The organism is Microcoleus sp. BR0-C5, from assembly GCF_036705045.1.
Lineage (GTDB): Bacteria > Cyanobacteriota > Cyanobacteriia > Cyanobacteriales > Microcoleaceae > Microcoleus.
The window spans coordinates 97,014-119,574 of record NZ_JAUBTR010000001.1 but is presented as its reverse complement, the minus strand read 5'-3'; the positions used below and the strand labels follow the sequence as shown (position 1 = coordinate 119,574).

Here is a 22,561-nt window from a genome sequence, read left to right as displayed (position 1 = left end):
CCCGATAATCCCAATAATCCCAATAATCCCAATAACCCCAATTCGCCGCCAATATTACCAAGGGATAGAGCGCGATTTGATAGAGGGCGATCGCTTTTTCCCGATCGCAACCAACCCTTTAGTCGCGAACAGCGGCAGAACCAAAACAGAATATCGCGAGATATAGGAAAACCCAGAGACAGGATGCCGCCCGAAAGAATGCAATTTCCCAGAGGACTGAGAAATTTCATCGATTCAAAAATCAGAGATTCTGTTATTCAGTCAGCATTTCGCGGCGACATCGGCAGGAATTTGGAGGCAGGCAAAATATCGGAAGCTTTGTCTTTGCTGGACAAATCTTTCAGCCAAGAATTCGGGGAATATTTCGGCCTCAACATTAGCAACGAGTTGGTATCCCCAGAGGAAATTCAAAAAAAGTTAGCATCCGTGGGCGCACAAACCGGCACCAAACCCAGCTTAATTTATCTGTTCTCGCAGCCCGAAGAATTAAATTTAATGCTGATCACTTCTTGCGGTGAAGTGGTTCACAAAAGTGTGCCGTCAGCGAACCGACAAGAACTTCTGAAAGTTGTAAATGAGTTCAGGGGTGAGATTACCAAACCGGGGGTGCGGGCTACTACGAGTTATCTACCATCTTCGCAACAGCTTTATAAGTGGATGATTGCGCCTTTAGAGGACAGTTTGAAAAAGTGCGAAACTGATACTATTTCTTTTGTTGTCGATCGAGGTTTGAGAGGTATGCCCTTTGCTGCTTTACACGACGGACAGCAATTTTTGGTGGAAAAGTACAATCTCAGCCTGATGCCCAGCATTAATTTAACAGATACCCGCTACGTCGATCTCAGAAATTCTCAAGTTTTAGCAATGGGTGCCTCGGAATTTTCCGAGTTGAATCCTTTGCCTGCAGTTCCTGCAGAAATAGCCGCTATTTCTAGAGAGTGGCCGGGAGTTACTTTTCTAAATGAGGGTTTCACTTTGGAGAATTTGAAGCGACAGCATCAAAGCCGACCTTTTGGCATTATTCACTTAGCTACTCACGGCGAATTTCGACCTGGAGCACCGAATAATTCTTTTATTCAGTTGTGGAATAGTCGGCTGCGACTGGATCAATTGCAGGATTTGAGATTGAATGATCCCCAGGTGAATATGTTAGTTTTAAGTGCTTGTCGGACTGCGGTGGGAGATGCACAGGCGGAGTTGGGTTTCGGCGGTTTGGCGCTGCAAGCCGGGGTGCAAACGGCTTTGGGGAGTTTGTGGTACGTGAGTGATGAAGGTACTTTGGGATTGATGAGTGAGTTTTACCAGCAGTTGAAGACGGCGCGAATTAAGGGGGCGGCGCTGCGACAAGCGCAAATTGCTATGTTGCGCGGAGATGTGCGTTTGGAGGGTGGCCGATTGCGGGGTTTGAGTCGGGGTGAGGGGGTGGAGTTGCCGGCTTCGCTGCAAGGGTTTGCGGATTTAAAGTTGTCGCATCCTTATTATTGGTCGGCTTTTGTGATGATTGGGAGTCCTTGGTGAGTAGTGATTGGTGATGAGTGATTTGTTATTGGTTGGATATCAATGATTTTTTAAAAGGTCAGGAATATTTAGAACGGGAGGTTTCTCCTCACTTTCCTTTTTTGTCGCCATCTGAGATTATGGGATTTTTGGAAACGCAAAAAGATGTGGGGGAAACGTCGATGATTCGAGGGTTTAGGCAGTGGGTGAGGAGCCAAATTCAGTCAGGGGAATGAAAGGGATATTTATCTGTATGAAAGCTAAATTTTTTTTAGCTATAAATTCAAAAGAATACGCAGTCTTTCTTCTACCATCATTAATGTTGTGGGAGAAACTGTACCCACAGTTCAAAAAATCTTTCTATACTGATCGATCGCACATCTTCACATTTAATGAAACTTCGCTGTCTAAGTCCTCCTTCTGGGGGGTTAACTTCGACGTGCCAGGGAATTCCTTTATCTTTCGATGTGACTGGTAGTACCACAACTAATCCCGAAGCACCCTGATTGAATAAATCTACAGATGTCACTAGACAGGGACGCTTGCCAGCTTGCTCTCTTCCTCGTGTTGGGTTCAAGTCAATCAGCCATCTATCACCCCATGATGGTTTTGCGGATGTCATTCTAAACCATCCTCTAAAGTGATATCCCAAGCTTCCCGTTCTTCAAGTTCTTCTTGCCAAGCTTCTGGGCGATCGCGTAAGGCAAGATAAGCTTGGTTGGCTGCTGCTAAAAACTGTTGTCTTCGGTATTGTGCGATCGCTTGTTCGAGAACTGTTTCGATTGGTTTTCCTGAGAGTGCAGAGATTTCTGCGAGGGTTTGATAAGATGTATTGCTAATTGTAACTGTAGAAGTTTGATCCATGTTACTTTTTTACTTACCTCGACGTTACGCACCTATTATAGCTTAAAAGCTTGGTGTCGCACAGGCGGGACGCCCGTGCCACGAGGGAGGCGGATGAATGAAAGGGCGATCGCTCTTCTGAATTAACTCCTGACAACAAGCGATCGCACTTCGTTAAAAAAAGGGCTATTCCCTACGGGATAGCTCCGCTTCACGCCCTTTTTTCAACCGTAGATGAACGCGGATGGATTAAGGGCGATCGCTCTTCATTGAGAGGGCTGATTACCCTTGCGATACTAACTTTATGCCTTCAAAACAAAACCCATATCCTTCAACGCTGCGAGAGTGAAGTTTCTTTGATTATTATTGGCATCATTTGTTACAGCGCTCATAAGTTCTTGTGGAAAAGAACCCTCAACCCAGTGGGAAGCCCCGGTAGTGCGATTATTCCAAGTTGCCGGACTCCTAAAATCGCCATCACCTTGTAAGGGAATATTTCTGCCTCCGTTGAGTGCTTTAGCATTCTCTCCGGTAAACTCAGAATAGATAGATGCTTGAGGAATGATCACTAGCTTCGCAAACTCCTCTGAAGTACCAAATCCTATTGCATGACCCAACTCATGCTCAATCACTTGCGTTGCGAGTGCGTCAGATTTTTGGTTCCAAAGATAAGGAAAAATGTTCATTATTGCAACGCCTTGACCCTGTAGCCCTGCCTCTGCATACGCTTTCTGCTCTGAAGGTTGTGGCGACTGACTTATGTTAAGGGTGAATCCTCTTTCAGCATTACCGCCAGCGGGACCACTAACAATTCTTGACTTCCAGTTGTTAATTGCATTATTAATCACCGTCCTTTGACTTGATGTAAAACTCCCATTAAATACAGGTGTAATGTTAAAGGATGGTGCTTGATCATATAAATTTAGTACGAAGCGATAATTCACTGAAACAGTGTTATTGATTGGGGTAACTTTAGCGTAATATGTGCCAGCGGCTAAATTAGCTTGAGCATATCTGCTGTTGTCCCACTGCGTGTTATTTAATGTTACACGCCTCTGATTTTGGTCGAACAGTTCTAATGTGACATTTTTTTCAGCAGTGTCTTGAGATATATCCGTAGTCCTTAGTGCTAATTGTAATTTTCTTGGCCCATTTATAGTGAACTGGTAGTAGTCAACATCATCTCCCGTAGAGGCTCCAAGAAAGTCCATATAAGTTTGCCTCTTAGCCGTTAAGTCACCTAGGGGTCGGGCTGCACTAAAAGTATTTCCGGCTTGATCGAGGTTGAAAGCGATACCGTAACTGGCATTCCCTTTAACTCGTACATAATAAGTGCCAGCAGATAAGTTGTCCAACTGACTTCCGGAGATTGATTTATTGGAACTTCCTTCCGAACTGGCTAAGACTTCTCCGGAATCAACCGTGTTATTGTTATTAGCATCTCGAATCAAGTAAACATCCGCACTACCATTAAAAATATCTTTCAAGCCAACGCTCAAACGACCGCCCGGTTGTTCGATGTTGAAACGGTAGTATTTATCGTTATTTGTGCTAACAGACTGGGATGAATACAATGTTCGACCAGTAAAAGAACCAGAGGAAGGACCCGTTACATAATTAATGTTTTGTACGTTGCTAATGATTGGGTTTGAGACAACAGGTGCAGCACTGAGGGTGTAACTGCCTGTGAAACCGGCAGCGTAGCTGGTAGCTCTCACTAAATATGAGATGCCTGATTGCGGGGTTAGCGTTAACCGAGAGTTACGATTTCCTGCTGAGTTATCATCAAAAGCAACGACTTGTCCCGTACTTTCATTAATAACTTGCAGGTAGCTATCGAATGCTGTCGAACTTAAATTCAGTTGTACTTGCTGTCCGGAACTAACTCCTGTGAGGCGATAGTCATCGGCATAAGCACCGCTACGAGTGGGGTTGTTTCTGTCAGTGGTACTGAGGGAACTGTTTATAGTGTGGTTGAGACTGAGAGTCGGTAAGGTTGTACTTCCACCTGAAGAAACAGTCCTTAAAGTGTAACTACCTGTCGCTCCTGGGGCATAGCTAGTTGCTCGCACCAAGTAATTCTTGCCTGACAGGGGTGTAAATGTGAGTCGGGAATTATTGTTTCCTGCTGAGTCATCATCAAAATCAATTACTTGTGCCGTACCAACATCGATAAGTTGCAAGTAGCTATCGAAAGCTGTTGAACTCATTTCCACTTGCACGGGTAAACCTGGTATTAAACCTGATAGACTGTATTGGTCTGTGTACCGACCACTACGAGTAGGATTGTTGATATCTGTAGTGCTGAGAGTTCCGCTGACTGTTCCGTTCGCACCGAGAGGAGTTGAATTTTTTTCTATGGCAATTTCGCTGCCATTTATGACAATTATTGCCCGATCGTCCTCAGCTTTTAACGCAGCTAATTCTTCCGAACTTAATGCTTTCTCTCGAACAGCAGCGACAAAAATCGCTCCCTCATCTCCCGGTGTATCAATTGCATTCACCTGAGCATCAATTGAGTGTCCGATTTCTTCGAGAATAAGGTCTTCTAAGGCTGCGGTGTCTGCGCTCTCTCCGGTTAAGATATCCTTTGACAAATAAATCGTATTTGTTGCTGTAGCAAATGCACCATTCGCTCCGGCAATGTCCCCACGATCCACTAATTCTATAGGTGGAATGGTACTAAAATCACCAATAAGCCATTTGTCTACAATTGTTTGTGCGGCTTGAACATTGTAATCAGCTCCGAAGACCAACTTAAGTTTTTCCTTTAAGTCGGGCTCGGCAGCAAAGCGTTGAAGGTCTTGATAAACCTTTGGTATTACCTGAGAATTTAGGATATTAGTAGAGGCGTAATTCTCATAAGTTGTCAAACTTTGGTTAGGATTAGTGTTGTTCAATTCAAACATAGCTTACCTCTGGTTGGGCGATCTGAACGAGGTGATTTTCACCTTTTTATATCTATGTCATGTGGGAAGTTTCGAGTTTAATTGGCCGCCCACATTTCTAATATCTCAGATCCCAATTGGATTAACGGCTCAGCTTGGCTCATTTTTTTGTTCACTAAATAGTTCACTGCTTCTCTTACTTACGGAACCAAGGTGAGCTATAATTGGGTGAGAACACCGCAGGGGTAATGCAGAATGGTTAATACTCTGAAGGCGTCACAACGAGGGCTAAAAATCGTTGACGAAGCTAGATGCAACAAGCGCTGGACTCAAGAAAAGTGGAGGCAAGCTTCTTTTACCTCAATCTCAACATTGAAGAGGTTTTTGAAGGGGGACCGGATCGATCGGTATGCTTTTATTGCAATTTGTCAGGCTGTATGCGTTAACTGGGAAGAAGTTGCTGAACCCAACGAAATTCAGGAAACAGAGTTACCTGTGGTATCTGTTGCCAGCACAAAACCTTCACTGGAAGACCAAATTAACGTATTACCACTACAACCAACTGACGGTTACAGCAAAAACCAGCGTGGAGTATGGATTCCCAATTTACGATGCCGAAAGGTGTGGGGAAGAGAGAGTTTCAGCGAAGAACTGTTACACCGGCTAAACGACCCGCAAGAAGCACCTATTCTCTCTCTATGCGGTAGTGCGGGGTACGGCAAGACAGAAGTAGCCTGTAATGTTGCTATGGCAGCAGTGCGTAACAATCTCTTTGCTGATGTACTATGGGTCAAAGCAAGAGACACTGAATTTTCTGATGGTAAAATCAGCCAGTCAGAACGAGATGAGGCGCTTAGTTGGAATCAGTTACTTCAAGAGATTGCCCATCAACTAGATGGCTGTTCGGTAAAGCGAGTTCACCAGCGCATTAAAGAAGAAAAGAGGCTGATTGTACTAGACAATGCTGAAACTGCACAACTTGAGGAGATTTTACCCAAACTTAATGAAATGCTTAACCCTAGTCGGGTATTACTAACCAGTCGCTTTCAAACCAATGCTTCTTATGTTGGACTGATTAATATTCCGCCCTTGGAAGAGAACTGCTCTTACCAGTTGTTGCAAGATGAAGCTAAATACAAAAATGTACCTGCAATACTACAAGCAAACACAGAGCAACTTCAACAAGTCTATCATTTATCTTGTGGTGCTCCGCTTGCATTACATTTTATCGTTGGGCGTGTCTTTGACGATGGCACATTGGAGCCAGTGTTGTCGGCACTAGAACAAGCTGGCGGAGATGTTGAAAAAATTTACGAGTTTTCCCTAAAGACAGCTTGGCAGCGAATTAGCGATGTAACTAAGAAGGTACTCCGTTACATGGGGAACTCTGATGCAGGTGTGACTTGGGAAGAATTGTCTGGTGCTAAACAGGTACAGGAATCAGACTGGATCGTAACCCGGCGCGAACTGGGGCGGTGGTATTTGATTGAAAAGGAAACAGATGCCAAAGGTAAACCGCGCTATAACTTGCATCCTTGGGTAAGACGCAGCCTGCGAGGAGGATTGGTAGATAAGTGGCAACTGTCCCTTCAGGAATGGGAACAGATAGCAAAATGGAAGTACGATATTGACTAATCCAGACAATTAAATGGAAAGGTAATTATGAAGATAGATTTAACATTACAAGAAGAGAGAGCAAATCTCTTTAGTGCTTTGAGTCGGTGGGCAGAGATATGTTTATCACAAAATGATGAAACTGATGATTCATTCATATTACTATTGAAGGTGTGGGAAAAAGTCAGTGGAAAACTCTGGTTTGAATGTTACTGGAACGATTATTTTCACTGCGGTAAAATCGTTCTTAAAGCTGCTAGATATGTAAATGATGTCAAGGTTCAAGCACAGCTATTAGGTGAACTGGGCTACGCTTGCATGGAAGGCGAAAATTTTGTCCAGGCTCAGCAATGTTTCCAGGAATCGCTACAGAAGTATCAATTGCTTAAAGAATTTTCAAAAGAATGTAAGTTGCTACGCTATTTGGGAAATTTAGCAAATCGGCAAAAGCAGTATGAACTTGCTTTAGAGCATTATCAACAAGCTTGGGATATTTTGAAGACCAAGCGGAGTCAAATACCTATTGACGATCAATTAGCTCTTCATGAAGCAGAGTTACCAAATGTTATTGGATGCGTGTATCTTGAGTTGAGAGATTTTTCTGCGAGTTATCAGCAGTTTAATCTATCTCTAAAAAACTATCAAGTTTTGCTAGAAGATTATCCTCAGAAGAGAATTCGATATCGCTACTATCAAACCGAGCTAATAATGAATTTGGGAAAATGTCACTTTCTACAAGGAGATTACGAGCAAGCTAGACGTTGCTATGAAGACTGCCTCCTAGTCAGCAGAGAAATTAGTCGCAATGATACAATGGCTACTGTACTACTAAGTTTAGCTGAGTTAGCAGAGGTAGAGGGCAACAAGGAAGAGGCTATAAAACTAGCAAGTGAATCTGAGCGTGTTGCTGGTACTGAAATTACCTCTGTACGGGAGCGAGCTGCTATTTTCAAGGAAAAATTGCTGTCAAAGACAATGTTTTGACCCTGGAATAGTGAGACTATACCAGATTTACACTATTTCTCTATATATTATGAATTAGATTTACCTACTCAGCCAAAGCCTGCCGCTGAGCCTCTAACAATTCCAGAATCCCGGTTTCTGCAAAATCCAAAATTTGATTTAACTGACTCCGACTGAAACTTCCATCTTCCGCAGTTCCCTGAATTTCAATGATATTCAAATCTCCATTCATCACCACATTACAATCAATTTCAGCAGCCACATCTTCAAGATAATTCAAATCTAAAAACGGCTCGCCTTCCAAAAGTCCCACAGACACGGCCGCCACTTGACGAATAATGGGCGATCGCACTAAATCACCTTTTTGCACCAACTTATTCAAAGCGTCAGCCACAGCCACAAACCCGCCAGTAATTGAAGTTGTGCGAGTCCCCGCATCAGCTTGCAAAACATCCGCATCCACAAGTATGGTGCGTTCTCCCAAGAGTTGCATATCCAAGCACGATCGCAAACTGCGTCCAATCAACCGCTGAATCTCCTGAGTGCGTCCCGATAACTTCATAAATTCCCGCTCTTGTCGCTGCGGCGTAGATCCCGGCAACATTCGGTATTCCGCTGTCAGCCAACCTTGTCCGGTATTCTCCAGAAATCTCGGCACTCCCGGCTTGATTGTAACGCTGCAAAGTACCTGAGTATCGCCACTTTTCGCGAGCACAGAACCGCTAGCAAATTTGGTAAACTGTCGATCGAAACTAATCGGACGAAGTTGATTTGGTTGTCTGCCATCGGGACGTTGGAAAGCCATAATATTTAGGTGATTGGTAATGGGTAATTTGGTATTAAAAAATTAAAATTGGGTATTAATCTTCCGGTTTCTTTGATTCCGTCAATATGCAGTCATTCCATCTAAAATCTAAAATCTAAAACCTAAAATCTTATGCCGATTTGCCCTTAGCCTCGATTAATTTGAGAATATGCTGCTGGACTTGTTGTGGAGATTGATCGCCATCAATAGTTAACAGTTTGTTGCGGTATTCGTAATACTCTAAAAGAGGAATAGTGCGTTCGTGGAACAAATCGAGCCGACGCTGTAAAATTTCAGGGTGGTCATCCGATCGATCGCGCTCGATCGACCTACTCAGCAAAACCTCGATCGGCACTTTCAGCCAAACTGCCCAATCTAGCTCCTGCGCCAAATCCTCTAATAAAAAATCCAACTCCTCAGCTTGAAAAGCCGTTCGCGGATAGCCCTCCAACACCCAGCCATTAAAGACATCCCACAGCAGCAGTCGGCGGCGAAAGAATTCAATCATAGCTGCGTCGGGAACTAATTCCCCTTTTTCGACATAAGACACCGCCAGCTTGCCTAAATCTGTGTCTTCTGCGATCGCCTCCCGTAGAATGTCCCCCACAGCCAGCAAAGGAAGGCTCAAATTGCTGCACAGTAGTTCAGCCTGAGTTCCCTTTCCCGCTCCTGGCCCTCCCAGAATCACCACTCTCACAGTCCCTGCTCCTAGTGCCGCGACATTCAAATTTTACGCGATGTGTGTACCTTTTCTTAAAAGCCCTGGACGCAGCAAGACTTTCATCACCTTGGTTTTTCACCCTATAACGGTATAAATGTCAAGCTCCACGCCGTATTTTCGTAAAAAACCCCGTTTCTGCCTAAGTGCTAATTGAGTTCAAAAATCGCACAAACGACTGCGAATGCCACTGCCGCGAGCTTTTGACAACTTGTATATCTAGTGTTCGATCGGATGTGCACCCGGCCCGGTACACTATATATTGTCAAGCAGGCTTCAGCCGCGCCAAGGTCGGAGCTGCACTCAAGACTTAGTTGCTGATTAAATATTGCCCTATGGTTGCTCAGTTACAAACCCCTAAACTCAATTTAACCCACAGCTTGCCCTACACAGTTCAAGGGCTGGTGCAAGTTTTTACAGGCCCGCACCGCTGCTTTTTTACCAGTGTCATGGCTCAAGCCCTCAGAATTGCAGGACAGGGAGCTCCCGTGCTAGCGGTGCAGTTCCTCAAAGGGGGAATTAATCAAGGGCATCAGCATCCGGTGCGGCTGGGGCAAAATTTAGATTGGGTGCGCTGCGATTTGTCACGCTGCATTGAGAATGCCGATTTAGATGAGCTGGAGACGCGATCGATCGAACAATTGTGGCAGTATGTTCAAAATGCGGTGCGCGAAGGCCGTTATGCCTTAGTTATTCTCGATGAATTGAGTTTAGCGGTTAATTTAGGATTGATTCCCGAAGCCGAAGTGGTGGCATTGATTGACAGCAAGCCACATCATTTGGATATGATTTTTACCGGGCCATCCATGCCCCAAAGAATTTTGGATGTTGCCGACCAAATTACTGAAATTCGCCGCAGTTAAGGACAATGATTCAATTTGCGATCGCCTTTTTAGCGGTCGCATTTTTTATGTATAAAAATAGTATCTAAAAAAAAGAGGCGATCGCTTAGCTCAAAGAGCGATCGCACGCTGATCAATTTACCAGCGACGTTACGCTTGAACTACCGGATCGAACACAACACTCAATCGATCCGTCGGCACCATCCGCTTGAGAATTTTCAAGTGACCGTCTGCATCCGACCAACTGCGAAACTCACCCACAACCACCTTTTCCACATTTGGAAGCGAGCGAACTATAGTCCACGGCTTAAGACGTTTTTCTTGCAACATACTAGATAAATCTCCTTGGTAAATTGGAGCCAAAGCCAGTCCCCATGATTGGCCACGGTCGAGGACTGACTTTTGACTTTGCAAACTTGCCCTTCTCTAAGAACATAGCACAAAAAAAATGGTTTGTGATTATATCTTATTTTTCGCTTTTTTTAGAGCTATTTTCTACATAACAGACGATTAAACTCAAAACTTGTTAACTCTTTAATTCCCCACTCAAAACTCTTTCATTACTAACACTTCGACTTCGCTTGGGGTGCAGCCTGACTAATAAATTCTGCCTTCTACCTTCTACCTTCCTTCTACAAATCCCGCCGCGACAGCAGAAACCAGATCCCACCCAAACCCAAAACACCGCACAAAACCCCGCCTTCCCACCCAAAAACAGTCCCCCCCGGCAAATGTCCCGGCTTTGCTTTAGAAGTAAAATTCAGCTCAGAATAGTATACCCACTGGCTGTTAACCCGCCAGCCCACTCGATCGCCAAACTTCTCCCAAACTGTAGCATCATAAACACCAGGCTTTCCCCCCAACTTCAGCCACAAACCCTTTTGCACAGAAAAACCGAATCTGCGGTGACTGTGCCGCACCCAAAGTTTATCGATAGTCTGCAAATCCTTAGCTGGAAACTTCCTAATATCTTCCTCACTCAAATAACCCCGTGAATTTTGCTGCATCACCTCCAGCATTTTCACAGAAGTTTCCTCATCAGCACCACGCCAATTTTTAGCAGCCAGCAGCCTTGCCAAGTGAGAATAATCAATACCTTTTTCGGACTCTAAATTCACAGAAACTAGCGGAGAATCAGTCACTGGTTGAGTCGGAACCGAAGGACTAACAACAGTTGCCTGCTGCGACTTTTCCCGCACGGGGACAACAACAACAGGAGGTTTTAAAGCATCCAAAACTTCCACAGCCGATTTGTAGCGATCTTTAACATATTCCTGAATCAACTTATCCAAAACCTGACCTAAATCCTCGCTAATTTGTGTTCCTTTTGGCAAAGCCTCCCTCCACAGCCACCGGCCTTCAAGCGGATCGTAAAGGTCATCGTGAATGTCGCCGTAGATATCCAGATAAGGCATAACAGAAGTCAGCAAGCGAATGCAAGTCACCCCCAAACTATAAAGGTCGCTAGCAGGAACAGCCCTACCGTGACGCTGTTCTAGAGCCGCGTAGCCGGGAGTTCCCAGCTTAGTTCCTGTTTTGGTCGGAGCCGCAGCTACTACCTGTTTAGAAACCCCAAAATCTATTAGCACTAACTTACGATCGCGAGCTCTGCGGATCACATTCTCAGGCTTAATATCGCGGTGAATTACATTTCGGTCGTGAACAAACTTCAATAATGGCAACAAATCTAACAGCAGTTCGCAAGTTTTAATTTCGCTATAAGCACCGTACTTATCTAACTCATCCTTTAAATTATTGCCATCAATAAACTCTTGAACCAAATACAAGCGCCCATCTTCCTCAAAATAAGAAATTAACTGAGGAATTTGCGGGTGCTTCAGTTCGTATAACCGCCTTGCCTCTTGTTCAAACAGTCGAACATATTTTTTAAAATGACCGGGCTTACGCTGAAACTCTTGAGGGGGGGACAACTGTTTAATCACGCACAATTCCTCAAATTTTCCATGATTAACAGCTCGGAAAGTCCTGCCAAATCCCCCATCGCGCAGCGGTTCAGTTGCTGCATAAAGGTCTTTTAGCAGCAGCTTTGAACCACAATTAAGACAATACTTTGTGCCTGGTGGGTTCTGACGCTTGTCTCTTGGGCAATCGAGATTAAGGCAGTATGTCATATATTAAAAAAATGCGAACAAAATTAGTAGGAAGGGTTTTATATTATTCAAGAGTCCGATCGCGAGCTGGTTTTTGTAGAGGCGAAACCTCGAACCTTACGGAGGCGACAGCCACCCTCGCGATCGGAGGGGGCGCTCCCGCCCGACTGCCGCCCCTGAGCAAGTATAACTCTCTTGAGGGTTTGACCTCAAACTCGAAGTCCTCATCTAACCTTAGACTCCGCTGCGTGCAATACATTTGATTTAGCGGTCAAAGAGCCACCAGATCAAACAGAAATAGTAATTTATTACCAGCCCCGTGAGTTCTGCAACGCCAAAAAAACTGAGGATTCCCCCTGAGATATAATTTTATTGCCAGAGAGAAGCACACTAACGGGAGCTGCGGCTTCCGTCAAGTTCGATCGGCTTTAATATTTTAGCAGGATAATTTATTACCTAACCAGGCGGAATCAACAATCCCAAACTCCCCAACAAACGCACGTTAAAATAAAGACTAGCTTGCTCGATCGCAATCCGAGCGTGACCAGACAATTAGCCAGTTTTCCCTGTTTCCTTTTTTCAGCTATTACCAGTTACATCTATTTCCATAGTTCTACTTAATTAGGAACCGTCAGTGACACCAAAACTACAGCCATCTCCCACTCCAAACTCCCGCAAAAAATCACCAAAAGTACCTTGGTTCGAGCGGTTCATGGCACTGGTCGCCCTAGGAAATTTAAGCCTAGTAATATTTGACATAACTTACGTACCGGGGCGAGATTTCTACCTCCGGCAACTGCCAGTTATAACTCAACTATACGACCCATTTAAAGGAATTAAACCCCACCGAGACACCCAACAATATCTGGAAACCTTAGAAGAATTAAAAATTCAAGTAGTGCAAACAGGCTTGCCATCCCCCGAAGTAGCAGCCAAATTGCAGGAAATAAACAATCTGAGCGCGAAAATGATCGACGAAGATCCCTTTCGAGTAGCATCAAAAAGTGGCACCCTAGAAAAAATAAAAGACCGGATGCGCGATCGCGCCCCAAATCCGCAAGACTCCGCTAAACAATCATTCCAAAGATTCTGGAGCCCTGACTATTTAAACAAACAAGGCTGGCAAAAAGAAATCCAGTGGTTTGACTCCAAAATCAAGCCATTAATCGCCACCAACTATTACCGCGAGATTGGAGAAAACGGCGAATTTACCGATAATTTCTGGCTAATCGACCTGCCATTCATTGCCATATTCGCGATCGAATTTTTAGCCCGTACCTACTTGATCAGCCGCCGCCACCGCAGCGTCACTTGGCGATCGGCCATGCTCTGGCGATGGTACGACATCTTCCTGCTCCTCCCATTCTGGCGCCTGTTGCGAGTATTACCCGTCACAATTCGCATCCACCAAGCCAAAATGCCGGATCTCCAACCCATACGCACCCAAATCAGCCGAGGTTTCGTCGCCAACTTCGCCCAAGAATTGACCGAAGTTGTAGTAATTCAACTGATCAACCAGATGCAACAATCAATTACCACAGGCGAACTCGCTCGTCAACTCTTTAAATCCCCAAAACAGCGCTATCTAGACATCAACAATATCAATGAAATAGAAGCGATCGCCACCCATCTCGTCCAAATAACCGTCTACAAAGTCCTCCCCCAACTCCAGCCAGACCTAGAAGCCCTCCTCCGGTACAATATTGAAAGCTTCCTCAAACAATCCCCCCTCTATCAAGGATGGAAGCAAGTACCCGGCCTGGGAAATCTGCCCGAACAGCTAGCACAGCAATTAGTTGCAGAACTCTCAAAATTAGCCACCCTCGGCCCCCAAGATGCCTACGAAGCCTTCAAAATCGCCAGCGAAGACCCCATAAGCATCAAACTCTCAAGCCAGCTAGTGCAACATTTCGGGCAAGCTTTAGGAACCGAACTGCAACAGCAGCAAACCTGGCAAGAAATACAACTGCTGCTGTGCGACTTCCTAGAAGAGTTCAAAATCAACTACATTCAGCGGTTGAGCGAAGAAGACTTCGAGAAAATTTTAGAACAAGCCAAAGAACTGCAACGGATAACCCCGCGTTAGGGCAAGTCTCCACCGCTTTACTTATTTTTTTCTTCCCCAATTAGCAATTAGCAATTACCCTGCTGTAACTCCTGCAAATGAAAATTGCTGGAATTGTAAAGTTTCATGTGCGATCGGCATTCTTTACCAGAGTCATCTGCAGAGTTGTGCATCACATCTTCAGCGCCGTAGTTAGTTAGACCGCCGTTAGGGTTCTCAGCGGCCTGGCGTGTCATGTTTTTAGCGAGAAAGGTCAATCGATTTTCGATTTTCGATTTTCGATTTTCGATTTTCGATTGAAGCATTGACTTGCGCGAGATAAATACGTTCGGCAAGTTTCATCGGATACAGGTTTTTTATTTCTGGGTCCTGAGTCTGCTTTCGGAATGAATCGGGGGGCTTGTATCTTGGATGCTTGATTGTCAATTTTTTTAGACGTATATTATATCAATTTCTATGTAAGTTTGATGAGATTCTAGTTTTTAGACTCAATCTGTAAAGTAAAGTTAAAAAAATACTACAAATCTCTCTAGACCAAGTAATCTATTAGATATGATTGCTAAGGGGTTTCCTAAAGGCTAAAAAAAATTACAAATGCTATAAAAAAATAAGCCGCGTCAGTATCTTTAGTCAGATATTATTATACCCATCTCAGAGAAAGCACGTAAGTAGCCCGGCTTGTTTAAGCAAGTTACTGTCTAAAACTTTTCACTAAATATTATAGATTGCTTTTCAATATATATTTCCTCAGCCTCATTTCACTCTTCTCCACTGAGATTTTTCCGCCAACTCGTTACCCCAGAAGTAACACCAATCAATGTCACAGACCTCTGCAACCACTTTCCTGTCAAACCGTTCTAAAAAAAAGGTGTCCCTGCGCCTAATTTTAGTATTCCCATTCGTTCTACAAATATTTGCCGCCGTCGGGCTGACAGGCTGGCTATCCTTACGCAACGGGCAAAAAGCAGTCAACGAAGTTGCTAGTCAGTTGCGGAGTGAAATTACGGCCCGCATCCAGCAGCAGCTCAACACATACCTAGATACAGCCCCTCGCGTCAATCAACTGAATGCCAATGCCCTTCGCCTAGGATACTTAAATCCCGACGAATTGGAGAGTACGGAGCGCTATTTGTGGGAGCAACTTCAAGCCTTTCCTTCTCTGCCCCAGATGGGTTTTGCTACTAAAACGGGAGAGTTCATTGCCATTGAACGCCAAGAAAATGGCAAAATTTTTTTTAAAATAGCAGACAAAGAGCATCGGAATGAACTTCATATTTATGAATCTGATAGCAAAAGCAATCAAAGAAAGCTCTTACAAGTCTCCCGCAACTACAATATACTCCGCCGTTCATGGTATAAAGACAGTGTACGCTTAGGCCGGCCCACATGGAGCGAAATTTTTCCGCTTACAGGTCAGAAAACGCTCTCCCTCCCTGCCGGACATCCAGTTTATGACGAAAGTGGCGAACTGCGCGGAGTATTCGTTGCTAATTTTTTGATCTCTTTCCTCAGCGACTTTCTGCAAAGCATAAAAATCGGTCGATCGGGACAGACATTCATTATGGAACGTTCTGGACTCCTAGTAGGCAGTTCAACTCTCAAAGAAGCATTTATCACCAACAATGGCAAACTCGATCGCCTGAATGCTTTAGACAGCACAGATGATTTAATCCGGCTGACAACAGCGCATTTAAAAGAACACTTTGGCGACCTCACTAAAATTAATAGCTCTCAGCAATTGGATTTTACGATCGCCGGCCAGCGGGAATTCCTCCAAGTTATGCCCTTTCAGGATAGCCGAGGATTGGACTGGCTGATCGTCGTCGTAGTTCCTGAAAGCGATTTCATGGATCAAATTAACGCCAATACCCAGACTACCATTTTGTTGTGTTTGGGAGCCTTGGCGCTGGCTACCGTTTTGGGAATCTTAACCGCACGCTGGATTACCAGCCCGATTCTCCGTTTGAGCGAAGCTTCTAGAGCGATCGCCAGTGGCGACTTAGAGAAAAATGTGCAGGTAAAAGGCGTAGAAGAACTAGAAGTTCTGGGTCAGTCTTTCAACCTTATGGCACAACAGTTGCGCGAATCCTTTGAGGCGCTAGCCAAGACCAATTCCGAGCTAGAAATCCGAGTAGAAGAACGCACCGCCCAACTCACGGAAGCCAAACAAATCGCTGATACTGCCAACCAAGCTAAAAGTGAATTTTTAGCGAATATGAGTCACGAATTGAGAACGCCCCTCAATGGAATTTTAGGATACGCTCAAATCCTAGAACGCTCAACAACGATGGCTCCGAAAGATATCCAAGGCATCAGTATTATTCACCAGTGTGGTTCCCACCTTTTAACCCTGATCAATGACATCTTAGACCTCGCTAAAATTGAAGCTCAGAAATTGGAACTGTACGCGAAAGATTTCCATTTTCCTTCCTTTTTGCAGGGAGTCGCGGAAATCTGCCGCATTCGAGCCGAACAAAAAGGAATGGCTTTTGTTTATCAACCCAGTTCGGAAATTCCTGCTGGCATCTACGCTGACGAGAAACGCTTGCGACAGGTACTAATCAACTTACTGAGCAATGCAATTAAGTTTACAGACTCGGGACGAGTGACTTTTAAGATAGAACATCTGGAAAAGGGGAAAGGTGAAAAGCTACAAAGCCATGAGCAAAAGCCAGCCTCACCAATTCACAAAATTCGGTTTCAAATAGAAGATACTGGCGTTGGTATGACACCAGAACAATTAGAAAAAATATTTTTGCCTTTTGAACAGGTAGGAGACAGTAAGCGGCAGGCGGAAGGAACCGGACTCGGTTTAACAATTAGCCAGAAAATTGTCGAAATGATGGCTAGTACAATTCAAGTAAAAAGTCAGTCAGGAGTCGGCAGTGTTTTTTGGCTAGATTTGGATTTACCGGAAGCAGTAGACTGGGCAAATACAGCCACGGTGGCCAAGCAAAAAAAGCTGGTTGCCTACCAAGGTAGAAAGCAGAAAGTTTTGGTTGTGGATGACAAATGGGAAAACCTCTCGGTCATTGTCAATCTGCTGGAACCCCTCGGATTTGAAGTAACCGAAGCTAAAAACGGTCAAGAGGGTTTAGAAAAAGTAGAAGAGTTTCAGTTCGATTTGATTATCACTGACTTGGTGATGCCAGTGTTAGATGGCTTTGAGATGATGCGCCGTATCCGAAATTTGTCACACTATAAAGACGTGGCAATCATCGCTTCATCTGCCAGTGTATTTGCTACCGACCAACATAAAAGCTTGGAGGGGGGAGCCAACGATTTTCTCGGTAAGCCTGTGCAGGCAGAAGAGCTATTTGAGATGTTGCAAAAGTATTTAAAACTTGAATGGATATATGAGGAACAAAAGAATGAAAAAATTAGCAATATTCCCTTTTCATCAGAGCCTCAATCACTTTCTGAATCGACCTCTGTAGTAGCGCCCCCGCCCGGAGAAATTGAACTCTTACTTGAACTGGCGATGAGAGGCAACGTGAAAGGAATTGTGAAGCGCAGTGAGCATCTAGAGAAACTGGATCAGAAATTTGTGTCCTTTGCTGTTGAGCTGCGCCAGTTAGCCCAAGGCTATCAGGTAAAAAAAATTAAAGAGTTTATTACATCCCACAGAATACAAAAAGAATGAAGGCAGCAAATATGGAAACAAGTAGCATCTTAATCGTCGATGATAATCCTAGCAATCTAGACGTGCTTTCTGAAGCTTTAGCGGGTTCGGGATGGGAGATATTGGTAGCAACTGATGGTGAAACTGCCATCGAACAGGCCGAATATACTCAGCCTGATTTGATTCTTTTAGATGTGATGATGCCAGGAATTGACGGGTTTGAAACCTGCCATCGCCTGAAGGAAAGTCCGTTGACGAACGAAATTTCGGTAATTTTTATGACGGCTCTTTCTGACATAGGAGATAAAGTCAAAGGCTTTAATCTAGGGGCGGTGGATTACATTACTAAGCCCTTTGAACAAAAGGAGGTATTAGCTCGCGTCAACCTCCATTTAAAGCTGCGTTCTCTTACTAAAATTCTCGCAGACCAAAATCTGCTTCTCAAACGGGAAATAGAAGACAGGCTCGCCGCAGAAGCAGCGTTACATCAGCTCGCGCAGGAGTTAGAAAAACGGGTGGAAGAACGAACCGCTGAACTTTCTCAAGCTTTGGATAATCTTAAAAAAGCTCAAGTGCAAATCGTTCAAAGTGAAAAGATGGCTTGCCTTGGTCAACTTGTAGCTGGAGTGGCTCACGAAATTAACAATCCAGTTAGTTTTATTTCCAATAATATCCCTATTGCCAAGGAATATATTGCCGATTTGATCGAGATGACTCGGCTTTGCCAGCACAACGTTACTTCGACATCAGAATTTGAGGATAAGTCCCAGGAGATTGAGTTAGATTTTATTGTTGAAGATTTGCCAAAAATTATTGATTCAATGGCGGTCGGAACAGAGCGACTTTACAATCTTTCTATGTCACTGCGTAATTTCTCTCGGTTGGATACATCGGCACTAACGCCCGTGAATATTCACGATGGGCTAGATAGTACCTTATTAATTTTAGGGCATCGACTGAAATCTAAAGGAAGTTTCCCAGGAATTGCAGTGATTAAAGAGTATGGGGAATTGCCGCTAGTAGAGTGTTATCCGGGGCAACTTAATCAGGTATTTATGAATATATTGGCGAATGGAATTGATGCTTTAGAAGAGTCTACGATTAGTTGTCCGCTGTGCGGGGAAAAGAAACAGAGTAATGACACTCCACAGATTCGGATCTGCACAGAAATGCTTCAGGATGACAGAGTGGTGATTCGGATTGCTGATAATGGGGTTGGCATAACTCAGGAAGTAATGCAGCATTTATTCACGCCGATGTTTACTACTAAATCAGTAGGTAAAGGGACAGGTTTAGGTTTGTCTATTAGCCGGGAGATCGTAGAACGAAAACATGGTGGTAAGCTGACCTGCATTGCCTCGCCCGAATGGGGGGTAGAGTTTGTAATTGAGCTTCCTATTCAGCATTAGTAATGGGGATTTTTTATGGTTAATTTTAGTTTTGCTGTTTTGTCAATATACCGTTAATCATGCGATCGCCCATGTCTAATCTACCAATCACCATCACTGTCAAACTCTTGGCAGCCTATCAAGAAGCAGAGGGCTTGTCCGAAGGGAAATTAGAATTTCCCAAAGAAACTCCCGTATCGCAAGTCCTAGAACGCCTGAGTGCCACTCCCCCCCTGTTCTAGGATCGATCGCACCTGCTTGAATATCAACCAGGAATTTGCCCTCGCCCCACCCCACTCCAAAACGGTGATGAAGTCGTCCTTATTCCCCCTGTCAGCTCTCCCCTTCTGCCCTCGGACAGTCCGCCGATGGCGATCAGTTTGTCACCGGGCGGGCGATCGAGCTAAACTGAGAACTGAGGCCTGCCTTCGATCGGAAGAAGTCCTCAAACTTCTTGGAAGAAATTGTTTTACCTAGGAGTGGGTCAAGCCCACTTTTTTTGTTGCATTAGTCGCAGGAAAAGAGCTCAGGGCGTCTGACTTGCAAGTTGAGGACTGATTTAGTAGGGGTACCCCCCCGCTTGAGATCCCCAGCAGGGATGTTGGGTAAGTCCCAAAGTTGAAGACGAAAGTCGCAGCCACCTAATCAAACCACCTCAAAGCCAAGCAATCTCAACACCAAATTTTTCCTTGCCGTGTCCGAGTTCAGGAGTTTTAACTTAAGTATTCGATATGACTCATCCCCTAATCCCACAAATCATTGACTTAGCTACCCCCGTTGCGGAAACACTGGGATTGGAAGTAGTGGGAGCAGTGTTTCACACCAACCAAAATCCTCCCGTCTTGCGGGTAGACATCCGCAACCTCCAACAAGACACTGGTTTAGCCGACTGCGAGCGCATGAGCACAGCCCTCGATGCCGAGTTAGATGCAGCCGACATCATACCCGATGCCTACGTGCTAGAGATTTCCAGTCCCGGAATATCCCGATTGCTCAGCAGCGATCGAGAATTTATTACCTTTAAAGGTTTCCCCGTGACAGCCAAAACCACCGAACCCGACTCGCGAATCAAAGAGTGGAAAGGACTCCTCCTGGGCCGGGATGAAACAGCGGTTTATCTCAATCAAAAAGGGCGACAAGTTAAAATTCCCCGCCCTCAGATTGTCAAAGTTGAACTAGACGAAGGAAAGGAGATGTAAAGGGAAATTGTGAGTTTTGAGTTTTGAGTTTTGAGTTTTGAGATTGCCTCGCAGCAAGCTGAAAACGCTTGGCTGCGAGTTAATTTTTAACAATCACATCTGTAGCCACGGGTTGAATAGGAACAACAAATAAATTGTTACAGCACCCAGAACCCCTAATCATATCAAGTAACTCATCACTCCTCTGTCATCACTTTTCCTGGAAAATTTCCAAGTACTACTTACCGATTACCAGTTACTTATTACCACAGCAAAAAAGGAGAGTTTTATATGTCAATGGTTCCCCTGCCCGGACTCAAAGAAATGGTCGAAGGTATTAGCAAAGAACGCAATTTACCCAAACACGCCGTCCAAGCAGCCTTGCGAGAAGCCCTGCTCAAAGGATACGAACGCTACCGCCGTACCCAAAAACTCGATCACTTCAGCGAAGAATACTTCGACAACTTTGATGTAGAACTCGACGCAGAACAAGAAGGTTTCCGCGTTTTAGCAAACAAAACTATTGTCGAAGAAGTCATCAATCCCGATCACGAAATCTCACTTTCCGAAGTGCAAGAAGTAGCCACGGAAGCTCAGCCGGGGAGTATCGTGCTCGTAGACGTAACACCAAATCAAAAAGAATTTGGTCGGATGGCGGCCATCCAAACCAAACAAGTTCTCGCTCAAAAACTGCGCGACCAACAGCGCAAAATGATTCAAGAAGAGTTTAAAGATTTAGAAGAAACCGTTCTTCAAGCAAGAGTGCTCAGGTTTGAGAGGCAGTCGGTAATTTTAGCAGTTACCAGCAGCTTCGGTCAGCCAGAAGTAGATGCCGAACTCCCTAAGCGCGAACAGTTGCCCAACGACAATTACCGGGCCAACGCTACATTCAAGGTTTATCTCAAAAAAGTAGGCGAAGGCTCAACTCGTGGGCCGCAGTTACTTGTTTCTAGAGCTGACGCAGGTTTGGTGGTTTACCTGTTTGCTAACGAAGTACCAGAAATAGAAGACGGGGTGGTGAGGATTGTCGCCGTAGCCAGGGAGGCAAATCCGCCATCCCGGCACGTCGGCCCCCGGACTAAAATAGCAGTTGATACTCTCGATCGCGACGTAGACCCTGTAGGAGCCTGCATCGGAGCGCGGGGATCGCGGATTCAGGTAGTAGTCAACGAATTGCGGGGCGAAAAAATCGACGTGATCCGCTGGTCTCCAGACCCAGCAACTTATATTGCTAACGCTCTGAGTCCCGCTAGAGTAGATGAAGTGCGTTTAGTTGCTCCAGAAGGCAGGAGAGCTCACATTTTGGTCGCTGAAGACCAACTGAGTCTTGCCATTGGCAAAGAAGGTCAGAACGTCCGCCTCGCAGCCCGCCTAACTGGTTGGAAAATCGATATCAAAGATATTGCTAAGTACGATCGCGCGGCCGAAGACAGCAAATTGGCAGCAGAAGCAACTAGGCTCGAAGAACTAGCAGACGACTACGACGCAGACGAAGCAGGCGACTACGACGACGAGGAAACCGCAGAATTTGATGAAGAGGAGGCAGTCGCCACGGAGGAAACCGAAGCCGCAGTCTAAAAACTGTGACATTCACTGTTATTTTCTCACTTCGGGAGACAAGGAGGACTTGTCCCCTACTCCCTCCTCTCCCCCTACTCCCCCTCTGACAAGAAATGAAACCGAACTACCGGTGCTGTGCAAGTTGTCGAAAAATAGCTCCAAAGGAAGCTTTTTGGCGAGTAGTCAGGCTCTATCCTTCTCATCAGGTACAATTAGATCGTGGCATGGGCCGTTCTGCTTACCTTTGTCGGGAAGCCGAATGCCTCAAAGCAGCTCAGAAAAAAAATCGACTTGGGCGATCGCTCAAAGCGTCTGTGTCTGACGAACTGTACCAAACACTTTGGCAGCGTTTAGCCACATCTGACTGTACATCTTACTCTGGCCTAGCCGGACGAAAAACCGACAATAGTTCGGCATCGACTGTATAAACCCTCTTGGCAGCCCTACCAGTAATTACCGGTAGCGCC

Annotated in this window: 19 protein-coding genes; 11 read left to right on the top strand and 8 right to left on the bottom strand. The window is 45.0% G+C overall.

Features of this window, described 5'->3' with window-relative positions; all coding sequences use genetic code 11:
• A partial coding sequence (locus QUB08_RS00500; RefSeq protein WP_333222503.1) for a CHAT domain-containing protein occupies positions 1 to 1,518 on the top strand: 1,518 nt, incomplete at its 5' end.
• A 295-nt stretch (positions 1,519 to 1,813) separates the two neighbouring features.
• Here QUB08_RS00500 and QUB08_RS00495 read toward each other — a convergent pair.
• The 3 genes from QUB08_RS00495 to QUB08_RS00485 all read right to left on the bottom strand — a co-directional run bounded on the left by QUB08_RS00495 (position 1,814) and on the right by QUB08_RS00485 (position 5,249).
• Positions 1,814 to 2,119, bottom strand: coding sequence for a type II toxin-antitoxin system PemK/MazF family toxin (locus QUB08_RS00495; protein WP_333222501.1), 306 nt, complete (start codon positions 2,117 to 2,119; stop codon positions 1,814 to 1,816).
• Positions 2,116 to 2,361: a hypothetical protein gene (locus QUB08_RS00490; RefSeq protein ID WP_333222499.1), complete on the bottom strand. Its 246-nt coding sequence runs from the start codon at positions 2,359 to 2,361 to the stop codon at positions 2,116 to 2,118. Before QUB08_RS00490 ends, QUB08_RS00495 begins: the two co-directional genes overlap by 4 nt.
• A gap of 281 nt (positions 2,362 to 2,642) precedes the next feature.
• On the bottom strand, positions 2,643 to 5,249 hold the full coding sequence (locus QUB08_RS00485) for a hypothetical protein (RefSeq protein ID WP_333222497.1): 2,607 nt from the start codon (positions 5,247 to 5,249) through the stop codon (positions 2,643 to 2,645).
• Positions 5,250 to 5,483: 234 nt separating this feature from the next.
• Here QUB08_RS00485 and QUB08_RS00480 point away from each other — a divergent pair, with 234 nt between their 5' ends.
• Both QUB08_RS00480 and QUB08_RS00475 read left to right on the top strand, forming a co-directional pair.
• Positions 5,484 to 6,863 (top strand): NB-ARC domain-containing protein, encoded by a 1,380-nt coding sequence (locus QUB08_RS00480; protein ID WP_333222495.1) that lies wholly within the window; start codon positions 5,484 to 5,486, stop codon positions 6,861 to 6,863.
• Between the two features lie 27 nt (positions 6,864 to 6,890).
• Entirely contained in the window at positions 6,891 to 7,826 is a 936-nt protein-coding gene (locus QUB08_RS00475; protein WP_333222493.1) for a tetratricopeptide repeat protein, read from the top strand.
• Between the two features lie 64 nt (positions 7,827 to 7,890).
• On the opposite strand, the gene rph is transcribed toward QUB08_RS00475, so the two are convergent.
• Positions 7,891 to 8,610, bottom strand: coding sequence for a ribonuclease PH (rph, locus tag QUB08_RS00470; protein WP_333222492.1), 720 nt, complete (start codon positions 8,608 to 8,610; stop codon positions 7,891 to 7,893).
• Between the two features lie 130 nt (positions 8,611 to 8,740).
• A complete protein-coding gene (locus QUB08_RS00465) occupies positions 8,741 to 9,307 on the bottom strand; it encodes a nucleoside monophosphate kinase (protein WP_333222490.1) in 567 nt (188 codons plus the stop codon).
• A gap of 356 nt (positions 9,308 to 9,663) precedes the next feature.
• On the opposite strand from QUB08_RS00465, the gene QUB08_RS00460 reads away from it, so the two are divergent.
• Positions 9,664 to 10,191: a P-loop NTPase family protein gene (locus QUB08_RS00460; protein ID WP_333222488.1), complete on the top strand. Its 528-nt coding sequence runs from the start codon at positions 9,664 to 9,666 to the stop codon at positions 10,189 to 10,191.
• A gap of 129 nt (positions 10,192 to 10,320) precedes the next feature.
• Here QUB08_RS00460 and QUB08_RS00455 read toward each other — a convergent pair whose 3' ends face one another.
• Positions 10,321 to 10,533, bottom strand: a complete 213-nt coding sequence (locus QUB08_RS00455; RefSeq protein WP_333222486.1) for a hypothetical protein — start codon at positions 10,531 to 10,533, stop codon at positions 10,321 to 10,323.
• Between the two features lie 269 nt (positions 10,534 to 10,802).
• Complete coding sequence (locus QUB08_RS00450) at positions 10,803 to 12,302, bottom strand: GUN4 domain-containing protein (RefSeq protein WP_333222484.1); 1,500 nt, start codon at positions 12,300 to 12,302, stop codon at positions 10,803 to 10,805.
• A 613-nt stretch (positions 12,303 to 12,915) separates the two neighbouring features.
• Here QUB08_RS00450 and QUB08_RS00445 point away from each other — a divergent pair.
• A complete protein-coding gene (locus tag QUB08_RS00445) occupies positions 12,916 to 14,367 on the top strand; it encodes a hypothetical protein (RefSeq protein ID WP_333222482.1) in 1,452 nt (483 codons plus the stop codon).
• A gap of 47 nt (positions 14,368 to 14,414) precedes the next feature.
• On the opposite strand, the gene QUB08_RS00440 is transcribed toward QUB08_RS00445, so the two are convergent.
• The gene (locus QUB08_RS00440; RefSeq protein ID WP_333222480.1) at positions 14,415 to 14,582 is read right to left on the bottom strand and encodes a hypothetical protein; all 168 of its coding nucleotides are present in this window, start codon (positions 14,580 to 14,582) and stop codon (positions 14,415 to 14,417) included.
• A 581-nt stretch (positions 14,583 to 15,163) separates the two neighbouring features.
• On the opposite strand from QUB08_RS00440, the gene QUB08_RS00435 reads away from it, so the two are divergent.
• The 6 genes from QUB08_RS00435 to QUB08_RS00410 all read left to right on the top strand — a co-directional run bounded on the left by QUB08_RS00435 (position 15,164) and on the right by QUB08_RS00410 (position 22,522).
• Entirely contained in the window at positions 15,164 to 17,989 is a 2,826-nt protein-coding gene (locus tag QUB08_RS00435; protein WP_333222477.1) for an ATP-binding protein, read from the top strand.
• 11 nt (positions 17,990 to 18,000) lie between these two features.
• Complete coding sequence (locus QUB08_RS00430) at positions 18,001 to 19,377, top strand: response regulator (protein WP_333222475.1); 1,377 nt, start codon at positions 18,001 to 18,003, stop codon at positions 19,375 to 19,377.
• A 71-nt stretch (positions 19,378 to 19,448) separates the two neighbouring features.
• Positions 19,449 to 19,598: a thiamine S protein gene (locus tag QUB08_RS00425; RefSeq protein WP_333222473.1), complete on the top strand. Its 150-nt coding sequence runs from the start codon at positions 19,449 to 19,451 to the stop codon at positions 19,596 to 19,598.
• Positions 19,599 to 20,087: 489 nt separating this feature from the next.
• Positions 20,088 to 20,555: a ribosome maturation factor RimP gene (gene rimP, locus QUB08_RS00420; protein WP_015178987.1), complete on the top strand. Its 468-nt coding sequence runs from the start codon at positions 20,088 to 20,090 to the stop codon at positions 20,553 to 20,555.
• Between the two features lie 270 nt (positions 20,556 to 20,825).
• Positions 20,826 to 22,112 (top strand): transcription termination factor NusA, encoded by a 1,287-nt coding sequence (nusA, locus tag QUB08_RS00415; protein WP_333222471.1) that lies wholly within the window; start codon positions 20,826 to 20,828, stop codon positions 22,110 to 22,112.
• Positions 22,113 to 22,207: 95 nt separating this feature from the next.
• Entirely contained in the window at positions 22,208 to 22,522 is a 315-nt protein-coding gene (locus QUB08_RS00410; RefSeq protein WP_333152294.1) for a YlxR family protein, read from the top strand.
• Positions 22,523 to 22,561 lie beyond the last annotated feature (39 nt).